The sequence below is a fragment of the Bacteroides fragilis NCTC 9343 genome (genome assembly GCF_000025985.1).
GTDB classification, from domain to species: Bacteria; Bacteroidota; Bacteroidia; order Bacteroidales; family Bacteroidaceae; genus Bacteroides; species Bacteroides fragilis.
The window spans coordinates 1404355-1422515 of the sequence record NC_003228.3; the positions used below are offsets into that span (position 1 = coordinate 1404355).

General features: G+C 40.3%; 19 protein-coding genes and 1 tRNA gene. 6 read left to right on the plus strand and 14 right to left on the minus strand.

Annotation, left to right across the window (positions count from 1 at the left end):
• A complete protein-coding gene (locus tag BF9343_RS05300; RefSeq protein ID WP_005795728.1) occupies positions 1-1428 on the minus strand; it encodes a tetratricopeptide repeat protein in 1428 nt (475 codons plus the stop codon).
• A gap of 140 nt (positions 1429-1568) precedes the next feature.
• Between BF9343_RS05300 and BF9343_RS05305 the strand changes: the two genes are divergently transcribed.
• Positions 1569-2318, plus strand: a complete 750-nt coding sequence (locus BF9343_RS05305; RefSeq protein ID WP_005801071.1) for an ATP-binding protein — start codon at positions 1569-1571, stop codon at positions 2316-2318.
• Between the two features lie 13 nt (positions 2319-2331).
• Positions 2332-2700, plus strand: a complete 369-nt coding sequence (locus BF9343_RS05310) for a DMT family protein (RefSeq protein WP_005785723.1) — start codon at positions 2332-2334, stop codon at positions 2698-2700.
• Between the two features lie 335 nt (positions 2701-3035).
• Here the strand turns inward: BF9343_RS05310 and BF9343_RS05315 are convergent, their stop codons facing one another.
• The 6 genes from BF9343_RS05315 to BF9343_RS05340 all read right to left on the minus strand — a co-directional run bounded on the left by BF9343_RS05315 (position 3036) and on the right by BF9343_RS05340 (position 7502).
• Positions 3036-4052: an FAD:protein FMN transferase gene (locus BF9343_RS05315; protein WP_041926183.1), complete on the minus strand. Its 1017-nt coding sequence runs from the start codon at positions 4050-4052 to the stop codon at positions 3036-3038.
• Positions 4053-4123: 71 nt separating this feature from the next.
• The gene (locus BF9343_RS05320) at positions 4124-4708 is read right to left on the minus strand and encodes a manganese efflux pump MntP (RefSeq protein WP_005785730.1); all 585 of its coding nucleotides are present in this window, start codon (positions 4706-4708) and stop codon (positions 4124-4126) included.
• Between the two features lie 4 nt (positions 4709-4712).
• Positions 4713-5465 carry a DUF6048 family protein gene (locus BF9343_RS05325; RefSeq protein ID WP_005785732.1) on the minus strand — a complete coding sequence of 251 codons (753 nt, stop codon included), beginning with the start codon at positions 5463-5465 and terminating at the stop codon, positions 4713-4715.
• Positions 5422-5949, minus strand: a complete 528-nt coding sequence (locus tag BF9343_RS05330) for a DUF6452 family protein (protein ID WP_005785734.1) — start codon at positions 5947-5949, stop codon at positions 5422-5424. Before BF9343_RS05330 ends, BF9343_RS05325 begins: the two co-directional genes overlap by 44 nt.
• Positions 5950-5973: 24 nt before the next feature.
• The gene (locus tag BF9343_RS05335) at positions 5974-6927 is read right to left on the minus strand and encodes a glycosyltransferase family 2 protein (RefSeq protein WP_005785735.1); all 954 of its coding nucleotides are present in this window, start codon (positions 6925-6927) and stop codon (positions 5974-5976) included.
• A gap of 26 nt (positions 6928-6953) precedes the next feature.
• On the minus strand, positions 6954-7502 hold the full coding sequence (locus BF9343_RS05340) for a DUF4199 domain-containing protein (RefSeq protein WP_008768074.1): 549 nt from the start codon (positions 7500-7502) through the stop codon (positions 6954-6956).
• A gap of 307 nt (positions 7503-7809) precedes the next feature.
• Between BF9343_RS05340 and BF9343_RS05345 the strand changes: the two genes are divergently transcribed.
• A tRNA-Thr gene (locus tag BF9343_RS05345) sits at positions 7810-7883 on the plus strand.
• A 173-nt stretch (positions 7884-8056) separates the two neighbouring features.
• On the opposite strand, the gene eno is transcribed toward BF9343_RS05345, so the two are convergent.
• From eno to crcB, 3 genes are all read right to left on the minus strand, one after another.
• A complete protein-coding gene (eno, locus tag BF9343_RS05350; RefSeq protein WP_005785741.1) occupies positions 8057-9346 on the minus strand; it encodes a phosphopyruvate hydratase in 1290 nt (429 codons plus the stop codon).
• A 147-nt stretch (positions 9347-9493) separates the two neighbouring features.
• Complete coding sequence (locus BF9343_RS05355) at positions 9494-10159, minus strand: pentapeptide repeat-containing protein (RefSeq protein ID WP_010992351.1); 666 nt, start codon at positions 10157-10159, stop codon at positions 9494-9496.
• A 14-nt stretch (positions 10160-10173) separates the two neighbouring features.
• Complete coding sequence (gene crcB, locus BF9343_RS05360; RefSeq protein WP_005785744.1) at positions 10174-10557, minus strand: fluoride efflux transporter CrcB; 384 nt, start codon at positions 10555-10557, stop codon at positions 10174-10176.
• A gap of 154 nt (positions 10558-10711) precedes the next feature.
• Here crcB and BF9343_RS05365 point away from each other — a divergent pair, with 154 nt between their 5' ends.
• On the plus strand, positions 10712-12871 hold the full coding sequence (locus BF9343_RS05365; RefSeq protein ID WP_005795718.1) for a glycoside hydrolase family 97 protein: 2160 nt from the start codon (positions 10712-10714) through the stop codon (positions 12869-12871).
• Positions 12872-13282: 411 nt separating this feature from the next.
• Here the strand turns inward: BF9343_RS05365 and BF9343_RS05370 are convergent, their stop codons facing one another.
• Complete coding sequence (locus tag BF9343_RS05370; RefSeq protein WP_008768079.1) at positions 13283-13642, minus strand: helix-turn-helix domain-containing protein; 360 nt, start codon at positions 13640-13642, stop codon at positions 13283-13285.
• Positions 13643-13869: 227 nt separating this feature from the next.
• Here BF9343_RS05370 and BF9343_RS05375 point away from each other — a divergent pair, with 227 nt between their 5' ends.
• Both BF9343_RS05375 and BF9343_RS05380 read left to right on the plus strand, forming a co-directional pair.
• The gene (locus BF9343_RS05375; protein WP_010992353.1) at positions 13870-15483 is read left to right on the plus strand and encodes a hypothetical protein; all 1614 of its coding nucleotides are present in this window, start codon (positions 13870-13872) and stop codon (positions 15481-15483) included.
• Between the two features lie 46 nt (positions 15484-15529).
• A complete protein-coding gene (locus BF9343_RS05380; RefSeq protein ID WP_010992354.1) occupies positions 15530-16303 on the plus strand; it encodes a BT1926 family outer membrane beta-barrel protein in 774 nt (257 codons plus the stop codon).
• 110 nt (positions 16304-16413) lie between these two features.
• Here the strand turns inward: BF9343_RS05380 and BF9343_RS05385 are convergent, their stop codons facing one another.
• The 3 genes from BF9343_RS05385 to BF9343_RS05395 form a co-directional block, all read right to left on the minus strand.
• Positions 16414-16839, minus strand: a complete 426-nt coding sequence (locus BF9343_RS05385; RefSeq protein ID WP_005785756.1) for an RNA-binding S4 domain-containing protein — start codon at positions 16837-16839, stop codon at positions 16414-16416.
• Between the two features lie 26 nt (positions 16840-16865).
• The gene (gene pth, locus BF9343_RS05390; RefSeq protein WP_005785758.1) at positions 16866-17429 is read right to left on the minus strand and encodes an aminoacyl-tRNA hydrolase; all 564 of its coding nucleotides are present in this window, start codon (positions 17427-17429) and stop codon (positions 16866-16868) included.
• Between the two features lie 106 nt (positions 17430-17535).
• A complete protein-coding gene (locus tag BF9343_RS05395) occupies positions 17536-18126 on the minus strand; it encodes a 50S ribosomal protein L25/general stress protein Ctc (RefSeq protein WP_005785759.1) in 591 nt (196 codons plus the stop codon).
• Between the last annotated feature and the right edge of the window lie 35 nt (positions 18127-18161).

Here is an 18161-nt window from a genome sequence, read left to right on the forward strand (position 1 = left end):
TTATTTTAAGTTTTGTTTTTCTGCATTCCGGACTTCAATAGCCTGTTTATCCAGTTCTTCTGACATCTGAAGTACCCTCTTCTCAAGATCGCGGATAGCCGGTGCCATTTTACTTTGTTCGTCTTTATTAGACCGTGCGAATCCTTCACGCTGGCTCTTCAGTTTACCGGTTTGTTGGCGGTAATCTTTTTCCATCTGTTCATATTTCAGGTACAGTTGTTTGGCTTTTGGAGACTTGAAATCCGTTAAGTGATGGTAGGTAGAGTGGTCATCAATGATAAATTCAAAATCAAAGTTTTGTTCTACAGCCGGTTTATGGTTGATAACCGCTTCAAGTCGTTGACGGGCATCATCCACTATTTTAGAGTCTTTCCAAGTGCTCTCTAGAGAATGGAGCTGGGCTAGTTCAATCATTTTTTCCGGTTCCATAGCTTCGTAGTTGTAAGTTCGTTTAGAATCATTGGGTACGAATACGTAGATACAAACTTTATCTTCAGGTTGATACCTGTCAGAAGCAAACCATCCTAAATTATTATATTCATCAATGACATACATGTAGTCGTTATAAGGTGAGTTGAAAGGCATACCCACGTTTTCCGGTACCAGATAGGTATCAGTGTTTGTGTTATATCGGGTTACAAAAATGTCATATCCTCCCATGGAGCCATCACCATCCGAGGCATAATAAATGGTCACTCCATCCGACAGGACATACGGATAATTGGCATTTCCGGAGGCGTTGATACTTCCCGGAAGTGGTTTTCCCTGGCTCCACTCGTCCAGCATCTTGGTTTTAGACAGAATATTCAGACTCTCTTCTCCCTGCTCGCTGTAGTAAATACGGTTTCCGATTTCTGTTTCGTAAACTGTTCCCGGATGATAGCCTTTCGTCTTGAAATAGTCATTGTAAGTGAAGAGCTTTCCGGATTCTTCACTGATTTTATAAGCTTTGAGGAAATTGGCTTTGTCTATTACAAAACTGTCAATAACACATACGTCTTCCACCCCTTTCAGCATGCGAAGGTTTCCTTTAGCCTTTTCTAAAAGCTGTTCGGCTTCTTCTGTCGGTTTTTTGCGTTTAGACAAGTCTGCAATGTATTCTTCGTAGCAATCTACTGCATCTTGAAAGCGGTATAAATCATTATAAGTCTGAGCCAGATATAGCTGTCCGCTCGGAATGCGTTTCTTTACTGCCGTCTCCAAGTATTTTAGGGCCTCGGCAGCATTACCTGTTTTGAGGCAACACACGCCGTACCATAGGTTGTAATTACCGTTTGCCGGTTGCGATTTGACATATTTTTGAAAAACAGGTTTGGCTTCAGCGTATTGCCCTCTGCCATACATGCCTCTTGCTTGTTCCAAAGTTTGTGCCGATAGGCTTGTCAGGAGAAAGCATAATAGAAAGAATAGGATATTTTTTTTCTTCATAAATGGTCTTGGGTTATTATTCAGAAGTTCAAAAATACAAATTAATTGGAAATAAACCTTTTTTCTCTTCTTCTATTATGTTAATTCTTCTTTAAATCATTCTTTTCTCTTACTTTTGCAGCCGATTTTTCAAGAGAGTTATGGCACAGTTTACGGAAGAAGAGAAAACCATTCGGCGTATCGAAAAGCGTTTTAACAAAGGTATGGTTCAATATGGGTTGATTGAAGAGGGTGACAAAGTGCTTGTTGGCCTTTCAGGAGGAAAAGATTCCCTGGCATTAGTCGAATTACTAGGTAAACGTTCGCATATTTTCAAACCTCGTTTTTCGGTGGTAGCTGTACATGTGGTTATGAAGAATATTCCATACCAGAGTGATTGGGATTACCTCCGTGAACATGCAGAAAAGAATGGTGTTCCTTTAGTTGTTTACGAGACTTCTTTCGACCCTTCTACCGATACGCGTAAATCACCTTGTTTTCTCTGTTCATGGAACCGGAGGAAAGCTCTGTTTACTGTTGCTAAAGAGCAGGGTTGCAATAAAATAGCCCTTGGACACCATATGGACGATATTTTGGAAACTTTATTAATGAACATTACCTATCAGGGTGCATTCAGTACAATGCCACCACGTTTGGTAATGAACAAATTTGATATGACCATTATTCGCCCGATGTGCCTGGTGCATGAAGCGGATTTGTTGGAGTTGGCGCAAATAAGGGGATATCGCAAGCAAGTGAAAAATTGTCCTTATGAATCCCAATCGAGCCGTAGCGATATGAAGGGGATACTCCGACAATTGGAAAAGATGAATCCGGAGGCTCGGTACAGTCTGTGGGGGAGCATGACAAATGTACAGGAAGAATTGTTACCCAAAGAAGTGGAGTTTTAATTTTGAATAAAATATGAAAGGTATTTATGCTATTTCGTTGTTGGTCGTTTCCAACATTTTTATGACATTTGCCTGGTACGGGCATTTGAAGCTACAGGAAACAAAAATAATCAGTAATTGGCCTTTGTATGGCGTGGTTTTGTTTTCATGGGTGATTGCGTTGGCTGAGTATTCTTGTCAGGTTCCTGCCAACCGGCTGGGGTTCAGCGGAAACGGAGGGCCGTTTTCATTGATGCAACTTAAAATTATCCAAGAGGTGATCACACTGATTATATTTACCGTTTTTTCTACCTTATTATTTAAAGGGGAGTCACTGCATTGGAATCATGTGGCAGCTTTTGTCTGCTTGATAGCAGCGGTATATTTCGTGTTTATGAGGTAGGCGGTTTGTGCCGGTATGGGGTGTCAAAAGCATTTGGTTTGATATGCAGATAGATGTATTTGTTATCCTATCCGTTTATACCATTTAAAGCAGTTTGTTTTTCTTAGTATCTTTAGTGAAAATGGTAGGGAGCTTATCTTGAACCACATGCCGGGTATGTAGGTTCGTGAACCTGCGTACCCGAGCTGAGATAAAGATGCTTTAAAAAGAGATAATATGCTTATTGATAATGCGTTATTCTTGCTTCGGAATCAACTTGCTTTTTTGGTAATTTCTGTGCCGGTCATTCTGAATACCTGCTCCCATGGGGCCGGTTATGGGAGCAGGTATTCACGCTATTTGTCAAGATATTGCTTCATGTTCTTTGTAAAATAGCTTTTCACCTCCCCTTTTTCATCACTGTAGATAAAATAAGCACCTATGTTGGGGTGTGATTTTGTAAAAACTTCCGCTTCATCCAGCCCCATTACCATAAAAGCTGTGGCTAATGCGTCGGCAGTCATACAATCGTCGGCAACTACGGTTGCTGAAAGAATATTATGTTGAACCGGATATCCGGTACGTGGGTCGATGGTGTGGGCATACTTCTTGCCATCTTTGTAGTAAAAGTTGCGATAGTTTCCGGAAGTTGCTATACCTACATTGGTCAGTTTTAATGTTGTTTGTATCTCTTGGTTAAGCGACAAGGAATCGTCTACAGGCTTGTTTATGCCGATTCTCCATGCTTCCTCTTTGGGATTCACCCCTTTTACCACCAGTTCGCCACCTATATCTACCATATAGTTTTTGATACCTTTGCTATCCAAATACCGGGCTACTACATCTACGGAATATCCTTTGGCTACAGCACTACAACTTAGCATCACCCGAGGGTCTTCTTTGATCACTTTGCCGTTTTCCAGTTTAACTTTTTGGTATCCTGTGATTTGGAGTAGACTATCTATCATGATCGAGTCGGGGAAGGCTCCTTTTTTGAAACCGAATCCCCAGGCATTGGCTAATGGGGCTACTGTGATATCGAAAGCTCCGCGAGTTTCGGCTGAGATCTCCATAGATCGGTTAAAACAGGTTTGGAAGAAAGTGTCTGTGACGATTTCTTCATTACGATTAACACGGGTAATGACAGATGTATCATTGAATGGAGAAAGTGAACCGTCGAATTTTTTTAATTCGGCATCGATCTCCGCTTTCAGATTGCCGTCATATTGATAGGTAATATTATATACTGTGCCGAATACAAGCCCATTGATACTGTTGTAAGGTATTTGTTTATTTCGTTGGGCTAGTATCCAAATTGTTCCCAACAGCAGGATAGCCAGCCAAATGAAGCTTTTTCTTGTTTTCTTTTCCATAATAAGTAAAAAGTAAGTAAGCAACAAATCTGTTTATGATTACACAGCCTTTTGTTGTTTGAGGTTGATAGCTAATTATTAAAAAATAAGTGTTCGATTAATATTTTCGTTCCAATAAGGATCAGTATGATTCCTCCCCATAATTCAGCACGAAGTTTTCTGGCAATGCCGCATCCGAAGCGAATGCCGAAGATTAATCCTATAAGGGACATAAAAAAAGAAACAAATCCGATGATTCCTGCCGGGTAAAGGATAGACGAACAGCTTTTGATACCCAGAAAAGCAAAGGATACTCCTACGGCCAATGCATCAATGCTGGTTGCAACGGCCATTGTTATCACTACTTTCAGACTTGCAGGGTTAAATCTTTGGCAGCAATCTTCTTCTTTAAAAGATTCTTTGATCATTCGTCCGCCTAGAAAGGCCAGAATAGCAAAGGCAATCCAGTGATCGACCGATTCGATAAGGTGGCTGAATGTGCTTGCTCCTAACCACCCCAATAAAGGCATTATAGCCTGGAAAAGTCCGAAAAAAAATGCCATGATGAGCATAGGCCGCCATTGAATACGCCTTAAAATAATACCACTTGCAATAGAGACAGCGAGGCAATCCATCGCTAAACCAATTGCAAGTAGCCAAATCTCTAATCCTGTCATGTCGTTAAAATGGTAATTTATAAATCAGTGTATATGTGATACCTATGTTTGAGGAGTCATATTCACCAAAACCCGGTACATACCATGGATTTCCATGTTCGCTGATTGAGCCCGCTGTTTTAAATTTAAAGCGTAAGGTCCATCCCATATAGAAGCTTTTATAGATTTGAACATTGACTCCGGCCACCAGTTCAAGCCATTGCATGTTAGATTTCAGTCCGTTGTAATGATAAGGTACGCTTCCTCCCCAAATGCCGTCTATCAATCCGGGATTAGCCATACTGCCTCCATAAATAGGGTCAGAAAAAGGTGTACTTGAGATGTCGTACTTGAAACTGCTAAATCCATAACGTAGTCCTACATACAAATATTCTTTAACAACATTATAGTCAGCCCCAACGCGAAAATAAGGAGCGGCACTTTTATAATGGATACCGGTATCACTCCAGGTATCTGTTTGTCCGAAACCGATTTCTACTGTAGGAATAAATTTCTTTTTTAAGTTTACTCTCACATTTACCTCAGAACTTAGAAAATCTCCTCCGAGTAGTTTACTGCCTAACCCGAATAAGTCCACACCGACATACGTCCCATTGTAAAAGGGAATCGTATCCGCTTTTATCTCCTCTTTTGCTTTCTGCTTGACAGCAGGACGTGCACCGGGTCTTTGCTGTTGTGCTTGGAGCGGAAGGCTGAATATGAGGCACAGCAGGCTAACGATTGTAGCGGTAGAATATTTTGAGATTTTCTGTTCCATTAATGTTAGCTGCATTTGATTTGATATATAGAGAGTCTATGCTATGATATTTCTTTTTATTGGTTTCCGTATAATCAATCGGATGAATACTGATGATATTTTGTTTCATACTGTATCCGCAATCCATCGACTGAAAGTAAGGAGTATTGGTTTGCAGGATCACCATTGTATCTCTTAACAACCGGGTGTAATGAAACACAAGAATAGTCGAGTCACTTGTATAGCGTAGTGGGAGAGCGATATCATGTACCTTTTTCTGGTTATTGATGATTATTGAATCAGTTCCGAATGCTGTCACACTCAATGAATCGAGGGTGTCATTCAGTACAGCCTTGGTTTCCGGATTGATGGTATACATTTTGGCGTAGACCATCGGGCGTCCGGTCATGGAGCAATCACTCTCTTCCGAGCAAGCCGAAAGGATAGCCCCCGTTAGTGGATAGGCTACCATCAGGAAGAGTACCAGTTTTATTAATTTTTTCATCGTACAGGTTTCATTAATCGTTCGTTATATTATTTTTTCTATCTGATAATTATTGCGTTCCGGGGCGTTGCGTGAAATCAGTTCGCCAAGAAATCCTGCCAAAAAGAGTTGTGTTCCAATAATCATGGCAGTCAACGACAGATAGAAATAGGGAGAATCTGTTACCAGCCGATAAGGCATACCGTGATTCATACTATATAATTTACTGGCTCCGACAATAACCACTGAAATAAATCCCAGTATAAACATCAATGAGCCTAATAAACCGAAAAAGTGCATTGGTTTAATTCCAAACTTTGAGAGGAACCAAAGAGAGATTAAATCGAGATATCCGTTAAAGAAGCGATTCCATCCTCCAAATTTAGTTTTTCCGAATTTACGTGCTTGATGGTGCACCACCTTTTCGCCTATTTTCTGGAATCCGGCATTCTTAGCCAGATACGGGATGTAGCGATGCATCTCTCCGTATACTTCGATGTTTTTTACAACAGCTTTGCGATAAGCTTTCAATCCGCAATTAAAGTCGTGCAGATTATGAATCCCTGAAACTTTACGTGCCGTGGCATTAAATAGTTTGGTAGGTAGAGTTTTCGACAGCGGGTCGTATCTTTTCTGTTTATAGCCTGAAACAAGGTCATATCCGTCTTCAGTAATCATACGGTATAATTCCGGTATTTCATCGGGACTATCCTGTAGGTCGGCATCCATCGTGATCACCACATTTCCTTCGGCACGTTCAAAGCCACAGTACAGAGCCGGGGATTTTCCGTAGTTTCGTCGGAATTTGATCCCTTTCACAGTGGACGACTGTTTCTGAAGCTCTTCGATAATTTCCCAAGAACGGTCGGTACTACCATCATTTACAAAGATAACTTCGTATGAAAAGCCATTGGCCTTCATCACTCTTTCAATCCAGGCAAAAAGCTCCGGAATGGATTCTTCTTCATTGAACAATGGTACGACAACAGATATATCCATTTTACTTATAAATTAGATATTACAAACTATAGAGGTTGCACCTCCGGTGATTTGGGCTTTCTCATCACAAACAAGGCAGTGGGGACAGCCAATATGCTGCCATAGAACACATTCTGTGACATCAGTTGCATAGTAATGTCTATCGGTGTCAATCTACTGATCATTTCCATCACTTCTTTCAGTTGGCTGATGTACCCTTCTATTCCCGGTACTTCTTTATTGGTCAGTTCGTCAAACATTCCCATGTAAGTGTTTACAATGAAACCATGGTCGATGAACCGGAAATAAATGTAGTGGGCCACTGCCGTGAGGAGTGCCGCAAACATATACATAAAAACGATGAATACCCATGCTTGCAGGAAGCGGATCGAGCCGCCACATACTTTGTCACGATAGGTACGTGCATAATAATATCCCATGAACGGAACTCCTAAAGTAAGCCCGAAAAACAGGAATAAAAGAAACGGAATGGACAATCCCAATGGGAATAGAATGAACTTAAGTATCCAGTATACTCCCATATAGGTGCCAAAATGCATGGCATATTTTTGTAAGTTACTTCTGCTTTCTGTCATTTTATTAATAAATAGCGCACAAAGGTACAAATAATATTGTTTGGTATGGAATTTATGCCTGTTAAAGTTAATAAAGCTATCCGGTCAGAAAAAAAACATTTTTTTTTCGATTTTAAATATCTGAAAAGTAGGAGCTTACCGGTAAAGCATGCAAAAAAGTACCGATCCCCTATTGCAGGTTTAATAAAAATACCTACCTTTGCACCCGGGTAAGTCCTATACGGCCAGCTCCCTTCGAATCCTCCAGGGCTTGATCGCAGCAAAGGTAGTTGGTTGTAGCGGCGCGATATAGTAAGCTTACCCACTTGCCTCTTTAGCTCAGTTGGCCAGAGCACGTGATTTGTAATCTCGGGGTCGTTGGTTCGAATCCGACAAGAGGCTCAAAAAAGGAAAAGCATCTCGGCACTGCCGGGGTGCTTTTTTTGCGTTTATTCTTCTGATGGTTCATGAAAAAGGAAAGGGATGAACCTGTTTATGATACATCCCTTTTCGCATTTACATTCAATTATTATAAATAACTAACCTTTTATCATGCTATGCTATCATGATTTTGTTTAGCCTTTTACTACAATTCGTTTATATCCGTATACAGCGCGGTCTCCCAACTCTTCTTCAATACGAAGCAGCTGATTGTATTTTGCCATACGGTCCGAACGACTTAGAGAACCGGTCTTGATTTGTCCGCTGTTGGTTGCTACGGCAATATCTGCAATGGTTGCATCTTCTGTTTCGCCTGAGCGGTGTGAAGTGACCGTCGTATATCCATGGCGGTGTGCCATTTCAATAGCGTTCAGTGTCTCTGTCAGTGAACCGATTTGATTAACCTTGATCAGGATAGAGTTAGCGCAACCCTTTTCGATACCTTTTGCCAGGAAGTCAACGTTAGTTACGAATAAATCGTCGCCTACCAACTGACAGCGATCCCCGATGCGTTGAGTCAATTTCTTCCAGCCTTCCCAGTCATTTTCGCTCATACCATCCTCAATGGAATCAATCGGATATTCGTTGATAAGTTTTTCCAAATAGTCAATTTGTTCGTCAGCTGTACGTTTTTTGCCTTTTTCACCTTCAAATTTGGTGTAATCGTAAATACCGTCATGATAGAATTCGGAAGAGGCGCAGTCCATGCCAATCATTACATCTTTGCCCGGTTCGTAGCCTGCAGCTTTGATAGCGGCAAGAATAGAGTTAAGTGCATCTTCTGTTCCTTCCAGGTTGGGAGCAAAACCTCCTTCATCACCGACAGCTGTACTCAGACCACGGTCTTTCAATACTTTTTTCAAAGCATGGAATACTTCGGCACCCATGCGCAACCCTTCTTTAAAAGAACTTGCACCTACCGGACGGATCATAAACTCCTGGAAGGCTATCGGAGCATCACTGTGTGAGCCTCCATTAATGATGTTCATCATTGGTACAGGCAATACATACGTATTCGTACCTCCGATGTATCTGTAAAGAGGAATATCGAGATAGTTGGCAGCAGCTTTAGCTACGGCAAGCGAAACACCCAGAATAGCGTTGGCACCCAGTTTGGCTTTTGTCTTTGTTCCATCCAATGCCAACATGGCATGATCAATGCCTATTTGGTCGAGGGCCGACATACCGATCAGATGCGGAGCAATGACTTTATTGACGTTCTCTACTGCTTTCTGTACACCCTTGCCGCCATAACGATGTTTATCACCGTCGCGGAGTTCAAGCGCTTCGTGTTCACCGGTCGATGCACCCGATGGAACGGATGCACGTCCCATAATGCCTGATTCCAATACTACGTCTACTTCTACTGTAGGGTTACCTCTTGAGTCGAGAATTTCTCGTCCTGTAATTTTTTCTATTTTCATTGTTTCTCTTGTTTTTTAGTCTCTGCAAATTTACTCACTTATGGGAAGCGGAAGAATCACTATTAATAGGTATTCCGTTCGGGTTCTTTCCCTATAAATCAGTATCATTACTTTTTTATTATAAAACAAAGAAAAGAGAAGAAAGGTTCAATCGTCTTCTATTTTGACCCCTAGTAGAGGTAACAGATCTATTGCTTGTAACGAACTGACTATGGCTCCTTTCAGATCGGCTATATTGAGTTGAATACCTGCTATTCTAGAGTTTCTCAGGTCGATACCTTTGAGTGAAGTGTGCGAAAAGTCGGCTTCTAACAATTCGCAAGTATCAAAAGCTGCCGGCATCAGTTTGCTGTCATTCAGGCTGCCGTTTCGGAAATTGCAATGGCTGAAACGGGCTGTTCGCATTTTTACCATGGAGAGATTGATGTATTGTCCGTAGCAATGATCCATTAAAACATGATTGAGGGTGGCTTCCAGGAAACCGGTTCCCAGCAATTTGCAAGATATAAATTCTACCCGGTAGAAAGTAGTTCCGGCAAACGAAACGTTGGATAAATCGCAATTTTCAAAACGTACGTCTGTCAGTTGAGCTGATTTAAACTGACATTCGCTGAATATTTGTTGTTTGAAAGTGCAATTATTAATACTTAGGTAAGGTTTAGCTATTTGATGTACGGTTCCCTTAAGGAAGTACAAATCGGAAACTTTCTCTTGGTCGGTAAGTGCATCCAGTGGGACCGGACTTTCGGACTGACTGTTAAGGAACGGAGCTACGACTTTGACGGGTTGTACTTTTTTGATTGTTGGCTTCATATATGATTCGTTTGTTATTTAAATTGTTCGCCAAGATATCCTCCGGCCAATACAGCCAAAAGTCCAAGCAATATGCTGATGAATACATAAAAGGTGAATATGCCATAAAAACCTCCTTTCAGCAAACTCAGACTGTCGTTGGCCAAAGTGGAGAATGTGGTAAAACCGCCACAGAAACCAACGGTCAGAAATAGCCTCAGTTCGAAAGATAGATTGAAACGCTCCGAAAATGAATAAAAAAAACCGATTAATAAGCTGCCTATGATATTTACGGCAAATGTTCCCCATGGAAATGGGAAGAGAGCCGGGCTAAGTCGTTCGTTGACGGCGATTTGTGTCAGATAGCGGGTTACACTGCCCATGCCTCCTCCGATAAATATATAAATAATCTCTTTCATCTTTTTTTTGATTTTATCGGCAAAGTTACCACTGTCAACTGTTTATGCAAACGTTTTCTGATAATTCTTCTTTGTTTCGGTTCTATTCATCGAACATGAATCTGCTTCTTGCTTATCTTTGCTGCATGATTACTAATTTTTATTGAACCATATCATGAAGAACATGAAAAAACTGACTTTTAAGTTAGCTTGCTTTTTTCTCTCTCTTTTAGTGAGTAGTGTGGCAATGGCCGAAAGTATTACTTCTCCCAACGGACTCTTGAAACTGAATGTATCTGTGAATGAGAAGGGGGAACCTGTGTATGAACTTTCTTATAAAGGTAAAGAAGTGATTAAACCTTCTAAACTGGGTCTTGAACTGAAAGACGATCCGGGGTTGATGGACGGTTTTACGTTGTCTGATGCCAAAACTTCTTCTTTTGACGAGACTTGGGAGCCTGTTTGGGGCGAGGTTAAGCAAATTCGCAATAATTATAATGAACTTGCGATTACTTTAGACCAGAAAGCTCAGGATCGCAAAATGGTGATTCGTTTTCGTCTGTATAATGACGGACTCGGATTTCGCTACGAATTTCCACAACAAAAGAATCTGAATTATTTTGTAATTAAAGAGGAACATTCTCAATTTGCTATGGCCGGTGATCATACTGCTTTCTGGATACCGGGAGATTATGATACGCAGGAATATGATTATACTCGGTCGAAACTTTCTGAAATACGCGGCTTAATGAAGACGGCTGTCACTCCCAATGCTTCTCAAACTCCTTTTTCTCCTACCGGTGTACAGACTGCTTTGCAGATGAAAACAGACGACGGGTTGTATATCAATCTGCACGAAGCTGCTTTGGTGGATTATTCTTGCATGCATCTCAATCTGGACGATAAGAATTTTGTTTTCGAATCGTGGTTGACTCCTGATGCCCAAGGGACCAAAGGATATATGCAAACTCCTTGCCACTCTCCATGGCGTACGGTTATGGTTAGTGATGATGCGCGTGATATTCTTGCTTCTAAATTAACATTAAATCTGAACGAGCCTTGCAAACTGGAGGATACTTCCTGGATTAAGCCTGTAAAATACGTAGGTGTATGGTGGGAAATGATTACCGGAAAGAGTACTTGGGCCTATACGGATGATGTTTATTCAGTGAAGTTGGGCGAAACCGATTATACTAAAACTAAGCCTAATGGTCGTCATGGTGCCAATAATGAGAACGTGAAACGTTATATTGATTTTGCTGCCGAACACGGTTTTGATCAGGTGCTGGTTGAAGGCTGGAATGAAGGCTGGGAAGATTGGTTCGGCAAGTCAAAAGACTATGTGTTCGACTTCGTTACTCCGTATCCTGATTTTGATGTGAAAATGTTGAATGAGTATGCTAGAAGTAAAGGAGTGAAGCTGATGATGCATCATGAGACTTCTGCATCTGTGCGTAACTATGAACGTCATATGGATGAAGCTTATCAATTTATGGAAGATAACGGTTACAATGCGGTGAAGAGTGGATATGTTGGCAATATCATCCCACGTGGTGAACACCACTACGGTCAATGGCTGAATAATCATTATCTGTATGCGGTGAAGAAAGCTGCGGATCATAAAATTATGGTGAATGCACACGAGGCTGTTCGCCCTACCGGATTGTGCCGTACATATCCGAATCTGATTGGTAATGAATCTGCCCGTGGTACAGAATATGAAGCCTTCGGAGGCAATAAGCCTTTCCATACTACGTTGCTTCCATTTACGCGTCTGATAGGTGGTCCGATGGATTATACTCCGGGTATTTTCGATACTCAACTCTCTTTCCTGAGTGGTGAGCATAGTTTTGTACATACTACTTTGGCCAAACAGTTGGCTTTGTATGTCACTCTTTATAGCCCATTACAGATGGCTGCCGATCTTCCGGAGAGTTATGAACGCTATATGGATGCCTTTCAGTTTATTAAAGATGTAGCAGTAGACTGGGATGAAAGTAAGTATATTGAAGCAGAACCGGGAGAGTACATCACTGTGGCCCGTAAAGCTAAAAACACCAATAATTGGTTCGTTGGAGGAATTACTGGTGAAAATGCACGCACATCTACGTTTGTACTTGATTTCCTGGAACCGGGAAAGCAATATGTAGCTACTTTATATGCCGATGGTAAAGATGCGGATTATGAAAAGAATCCGACTTCTTATCAGATTAAAAAAGGTCTGGTGACTTATAAGACGAAGATTTCCACTGACTTGGCCCGTAGTGGAGGTTTTGCTATTAGTTTGATAGAGGCTACCCCTGCCGATAAGAAAGCACTTAAAAAGTGGAAATAACGACAGTTGGTGTAAAAAAGGTTAGTTTGGTTATTTTTTGAAATGACAGAGTCCGGATATATTGAGTATATAATCCGGACTCTTTTTAATTTATAGTTGTTGTATTCTTAATAATATATACTGTTTGGAAGCTGGACTTTCTTTTTGTTATAGCTTTGTCTTTAGCTTATATATCTATTATTCAGTTGATTGCTTCTTAACTCTAATTGTTTATAATATTAGCTTTAACATGATGTTAAAACAAGTCTTGTAAATGCAAAGAACAAGTTATTTGTCTGCAAAAGCTTTGTTCTTTGTGCAGGGAAAACCAATAACCTTCTGCCTTTATTAACATTGTTAAATTATTCTTCCCGGATGATATCTTTTTATTGGAAGTTTTTGTTCGCTATATATAATAAGGTATAAGAAGATCTATTTATTAGCCCCTCCATCCAACAGTTCTGCTATTTTCTTTTTCAAATTAAGCTTTATAATTTCATCTTGCTGTAATTCTATCTCTACCATAATTTTGGCATTTCCTAGTTTATATCTGATACCTTCGTTATCAGAATTTCTCTGTTCTTGTTTGATACTATATAAAAGGGAAAAATCATAGTCTAGCGCTATTGAAATATTGTATAATGTATCCGTGTCGATGCTTTTCCTTGTCAGTAAGTAATCTACACTTTGAGGCTTAACATCCAACCGTCTTGCGAGTTCGGCCTTTGTAACCTGTCTCTCAGACATCACATTTTTGATAATTTCACCTATATAAATATTGCTTTTTTTCATTTGCATGAAAGTACAACATAATCTGAAGAGTTAGGTTTATAGGTATAAAAGAATATCTGTCTATTTTTGTATTTTGTTCATAATTTATTTGTTTTATCAGATAAATTAGGATATATTTGCAGCGAATCACCAAGAGGGGTGAAGCAACACTTTCCGGTAGCGGGAGAAAAAACAGAGTGAAACATAACATTTATATTATTACTATTATTCATTTAAATTTTGAGATTATGAAAAAGAAACTCATGATGGTAGCAGTGCTCCTGGGTGCTTTGTCACTGGGAGCTTGCGTTGATAACAACGAATCAGCTTCTGTGGAGGCGGTACGTAATGCGAAAGCTGAACAGTTGATGTCTATTGCTAACCTAAACAATGCGAATGCTGATGCTAAAAAAGCTGTTTCTGCAGCTGAAGTTGCATTGAAAGAGGCTGAAGCTGCTTATAAAAAAGCGCAGGCAGAAGCAGAACAGGCAGAGGCCGATCAACAGAAACTGTTATTAGAGAAGGCTCAGGCTACTTTAGAAATGGAAATTGAAGCATTGAAGTTGCAGGCTGAAGCAAATTTGAATTTTGCAAAAGCACAATTGGAGCAAGCAAAAGCTGATTTGATTGCAGCTTTGGATAGAGTAGACCAAGCTGAAAAAACGAGGATAAAGGATTTGCTTAGTAAAGTTGAGGATTTGTTAGATGATATTAATGCTGATCGTTCGTCTTTGGTTATTGCTAAAAACGATTTAGCAAAACTTAATGCTGGTTTAGTTACTGCTGAAGAAGTACGTAAACAAACAATTGCTGCACAGGAAGAGATAAAGGCAACTGCACAGGCTTTGATCACTGAATATGAAAAGTATAGCCAGGAAGATAAAGCTAACGCTGAAACTGCTGCCAAAGAAGCAAATTCTAAGAAAATAGCTTTAGAAAAAATTCGAGAAGAGAAAAATACTGCATTGAGTATTGCTAATGATGATTATAGCACAGCTTCTAGAAATGCTTTTTACTGCCATTTTGTACAGGCTTTGCAAGCTATGGGAAATGATTATTATATTGTAGAATCTGTAAATAGTGAAGGTGTTTCTTATACTAATGATGATGCTACTACCGGGCAGGTTTGGAAAAGTGGTTATCAAAAGTATGTAGCTAATGTAGATCTCATTCAGGAAGAGGTTAAGTCTTACTCAAGAGGTTTAGCTGTTGCTGAGAAGAAACTGGTAGATGCAAAATCTGAACTTACTAAAGCTAAAGAAACTGATACTTATAAGAATTATGCAAAAGCTGTAACAGATGCCCAGAAGAAATATGATGAAGCTCAGACTGGTACCGAAAAGGAACAAGCTTTATATGAACTGCAAGCTGCTGAACAGACTTTGAAATCTTATATTCAGCCATATGAGTCGGGTATTACATCAGCTGAAGAAGAGATAGAGAATAAAACTGAATCTTTAGCAAAGTGGAATGAATATATGGATGTTGTTACAGGTGATGATTCAAAAGCCTATGAAACTTTGATTAAGTCTTTGGCTACTGCTATTGATAATCAGCTTGATGCGAATATTGCATATGGCAAAGCCAATCATAATTATACTGTTCAGTCTCAATTGACTTCTGCGTTAGAGAATGTCGCTAATGGCTTATCTGATTATGTAGAATTAATTCAAGCACAGAAGATTGTGATTGCTCGGGCTGATGAGGTAATTGCTGACGCAAGTACAATTGTAACGAAAGAGCAAGCTATTGCTAATAAAGAAAAGGAAATTGCTCAGTTAGAAAATAGCCTGTCTGTAAATGAGCCGATTTATGCTGATTATCTGGCTCAAATCAAAGCTTTAGTTGAAAGTGCTGAATAACACATCTTCAAAAACGGCATAGAATTAAAAATAAACTAAAAGGATTATGAAAATAAAAAGACTTTTAATATTGGCCGTTCTACCCATGATGTGTCTTGCAGCTAATGCACAGAACTGTAGTAAAGACAATACTCCTAAAAAAGGAGACTTTACTGTAGCAGCTACTGTTGGATACAATAGTTACACAAATGTCACAGCCCCTTCGGGGCTGCTGACTGACTATGAAGTCAGAGCGCTCTCTACCAACTGGGCAGACAAAAAGCTGATGGTTGGTTTTGAAGGAGGCTGGTTCTTCAAAGATCAGTGGAAACTAAATTTGGGTGGCGGTGTCAGCTTCACGAATAACCCCGGTTATCCGGCTGTTCCCGGCACAATAGACGATTCGAATAAGAATAACTCGGCTGACGAGAATATGGGAGAGATTCCTAATTATCGTGCCGTAGCCGATGCTCAGTCGTTCGCCTATAATGTGTCAGCAGGTGTTGATCGTTATTTCAACATCAAGCGTGTTCCTAACCTGATGTGGTATACAGGTATTCGCGTAGGTTTTGCTTACGGTGAAAATGAAATGAAGTATGATGAAGAGACCTCTATGGGCAAATCTATTGCCGAGAGTTGGAATCTTCGCGGCGCTTTGACTATTGGTGTCGATTACTTTGTTCTTCCTGCACTCTATATCGGTGCGCAGATCGATCCGTTTGCTTATACGTATAATAAGACTACGTATAACCCGCAAGCAGGTCTTGGAGATCTGTCGGCAGACAGCCACAACTACAGTGTGCTGGCCGCTCCGACATTTAAGATCGGATTTAAGTTTTGACCTCTATCTCCATCCGGCTGATAAGCCATCGGCCGGGTGGATAATTTTATAAATAAATAAGTCCATTTATTTATACCTCCCCGGTGTCCGTGACGGCTGTCGGGGATTTTTTATTCATTATCTTCTTCGAAGTCGAAATCAAAATCGAAGTCATCCATAAATTCGGGAGTAGTAAATTCCTCAATGCTCCGGCGATCTTTTTTAGTTGGACGTCCGGTACCTCGTGCCCGATCAATAAAACCGCTGATTTTACTCATCTCCAGAAGTTCGTATTGATCAGGGGTTGTCACATTTTCCATCATTTCAGATACAAGTTTTGCACCCACCCGTTTTTCAATGGCTTGCAGGACTTTAAAGGAATATGTTATCGGAGGTTTTTTCACTTGGATTACGTCTCCGGGTTTTATCATACGAGCTGCTTTTACAAACGACCCATTGATGCTGATTCGTCCTTTCTTGCAGGCTTCTGCAGCGATTGTGCGAGTTTTGAAGATGCGGACTGCCCACATCCATTTATCTATTCTTGCTTCAGGCATTTGATTATGAATTGAAAAATGAATAATTATTTTTTGTTGAACTGATTCATCGTGATGTCGATACCTGCCAAACAGAAGCTTTTGGCGATTTCTCCGGCTGTTTCCAAACGTTCATCCATTGTTTTCCAGTCTTCGTCCGTGAAATGCCCCAATACAAAGTCTATTTGTCCGCCTCTTGGAAAATCATTACCGATACCAAATCTCAAGCGCGCATAGTTTTGGGTGCCCAAGATAGTTGCGATGTGTTTTAATCCGTTATGACCGGCATCACTGCCTTTGCTTTTCAGGCGTAAGGTACCGAAGGGAAGTGCTAAGTCATCTACAATGATTAATACGTTTTCTAATGGAATGTTTTCTTTTTGCATCCAATAACGTACGGCGTTGCCGCTTAGATTCATGAATGTCGAGGGTTTTAACAAGATCATTTGTCTTCCTTTGACAGATAGGGTAGTGGTAAAGCCATAACGACCATCTGTGAATGATAGGTTGTTTGCTCTGGCTAAAGCATCCAATACCATAAAACCTATATTATGGCGGGTTTCATGATATTCCGGACCAATATTGCCTAACCCGACAATTAAGTATTTCATATCTTTTCAATCTGTTTGTTTTAAATAAGAACGCAGATTAACACAGATCGTAAAATCTGCATTAATCTGCGTTTGAATGATATCTTTGTTAAAGGGATAACCGATATTATTTTCCGGCTGCAGCAGCTGCACCTCTTGCTGCACGAGTCAACTTAACAGCACATACAACAGCTTCTTTTGCATTCAGCAATTCTAAACCTTCATAGCTTAGTTCGCCAACTTTTACTGTCTTACCGAGACCCAGGTGAGATACATTAATAGTCAGTTTCTCCGGAATGATATTATACAAAGCTTTCACTTTCAGTTTACGCATCTGCAATGCCAATTTACCACCGGCTTTCACACCTTCAGCAAGACCTTCAAGCTGTACAGGTACTTCCATTACAATAGGTTTAGCTTCGTCAATCTGATAGAAGTCTACGTGCAGGATAGTATCTTTTACCGGGTGGAATTGGATATCTTTCAGAATGGCATTTACTTTTTTGCCATCAATAACCAAATCAACTACATAAATATGCGGAGTGTAAACCAAATTACGAAGTCCTTCGTTGGTCACTGTGAAGTGAACTACTTCTTCACCACCGTAAAGTACGCAAGGTACACCACCGTTGTTACGAATTTCTTTCAAAGCTCTTGCCTGTTCAGAAGAGCGTTCTGCAATTGTTCTTGCAGTTCCTTTTACTTCAATTGATCTCATTTCTTGAAATTTTTTGTGTTACTCTAAATTAAGTT

Excerpts from the sequence above, each read along its gene's own strand:
- BF9343_RS05335 (WP_005785735.1), bottom strand. The coding sequence starts at position 6,927 with ATGGATATATCTGTTGTCGTACCATTGTTCAATGAAGAAGAATCCATT.
- BF9343_RS05375 (WP_010992353.1), top strand. The coding sequence starts at position 13,870 with ATGAAAAAGAAACTCATGATGGTAGCAGTGCTCCTGGGTGCTTTGTCA.
- BF9343_RS05330 (WP_005785734.1), bottom strand. The coding sequence starts at position 5,949 with ATGAAAAAATTAATAAAACTGGTACTCTTCCTGATGGTAGCCTATCCA.
- BF9343_RS05380 (WP_010992354.1), top strand. The coding sequence starts at position 15,530 with ATGAAAATAAAAAGACTTTTAATATTGGCCGTTCTACCCATGATGTGT.
- BF9343_RS05370 (WP_008768079.1), bottom strand. The coding sequence starts at position 13,642 with ATGAAAAAAAGCAATATTTATATAGGTGAAATTATCAAAAATGTGATG.
- BF9343_RS05310 (WP_005785723.1), top strand. The coding sequence starts at position 2,332 with ATGAAAGGTATTTATGCTATTTCGTTGTTGGTCGTTTCCAACATTTTT.
- BF9343_RS05300 (WP_005795728.1), bottom strand. The coding sequence starts at position 1,428 with ATGAAGAAAAAAAATATCCTATTCTTTCTATTATGCTTTCTCCTGACA.
- BF9343_RS05305 (WP_005801071.1), top strand. The coding sequence starts at position 1,569 with ATGGCACAGTTTACGGAAGAAGAGAAAACCATTCGGCGTATCGAAAAG.
- BF9343_RS05395 (WP_005785759.1), bottom strand. The coding sequence starts at position 18,126 with ATGAGATCAATTGAAGTAAAAGGAACTGCAAGAACAATTGCAGAACGC.
- BF9343_RS05325 (WP_005785732.1), bottom strand. The coding sequence starts at position 5,465 with ATGGAACAGAAAATCTCAAAATATTCTACCGCTACAATCGTTAGCCTG.
- BF9343_RS05355 (WP_010992351.1), bottom strand. The coding sequence starts at position 10,159 with ATGAAGCCAACAATCAAAAAAGTACAACCCGTCAAAGTCGTAGCTCCG.
- BF9343_RS05320 (WP_005785730.1), bottom strand. The coding sequence starts at position 4,708 with ATGACAGGATTAGAGATTTGGCTACTTGCAATTGGTTTAGCGATGGAT.
- BF9343_RS05365 (WP_005795718.1), top strand. The coding sequence starts at position 10,712 with ATGAAGAACATGAAAAAACTGACTTTTAAGTTAGCTTGCTTTTTTCTC.
- eno (WP_005785741.1), bottom strand. The coding sequence starts at position 9,346 with ATGAAAATAGAAAAAATTACAGGACGAGAAATTCTCGACTCAAGAGGT.
- BF9343_RS05340 (WP_008768074.1), bottom strand. The coding sequence starts at position 7,502 with ATGACAGAAAGCAGAAGTAACTTACAAAAATATGCCATGCATTTTGGC.
- BF9343_RS05315 (WP_041926183.1), bottom strand. The coding sequence starts at position 4,052 with ATGGAAAAGAAAACAAGAAAAAGCTTCATTTGGCTGGCTATCCTGCTG.
- crcB (WP_005785744.1), bottom strand. The coding sequence starts at position 10,557 with ATGAAAGAGATTATTTATATATTTATCGGAGGAGGCATGGGCAGTGTA.
- BF9343_RS05385 (WP_005785756.1), bottom strand. The coding sequence starts at position 16,839 with ATGCCTGAAGCAAGAATAGATAAATGGATGTGGGCAGTCCGCATCTTC.
- pth (WP_005785758.1), bottom strand. The coding sequence starts at position 17,429 with ATGAAATACTTAATTGTCGGGTTAGGCAATATTGGTCCGGAATATCAT.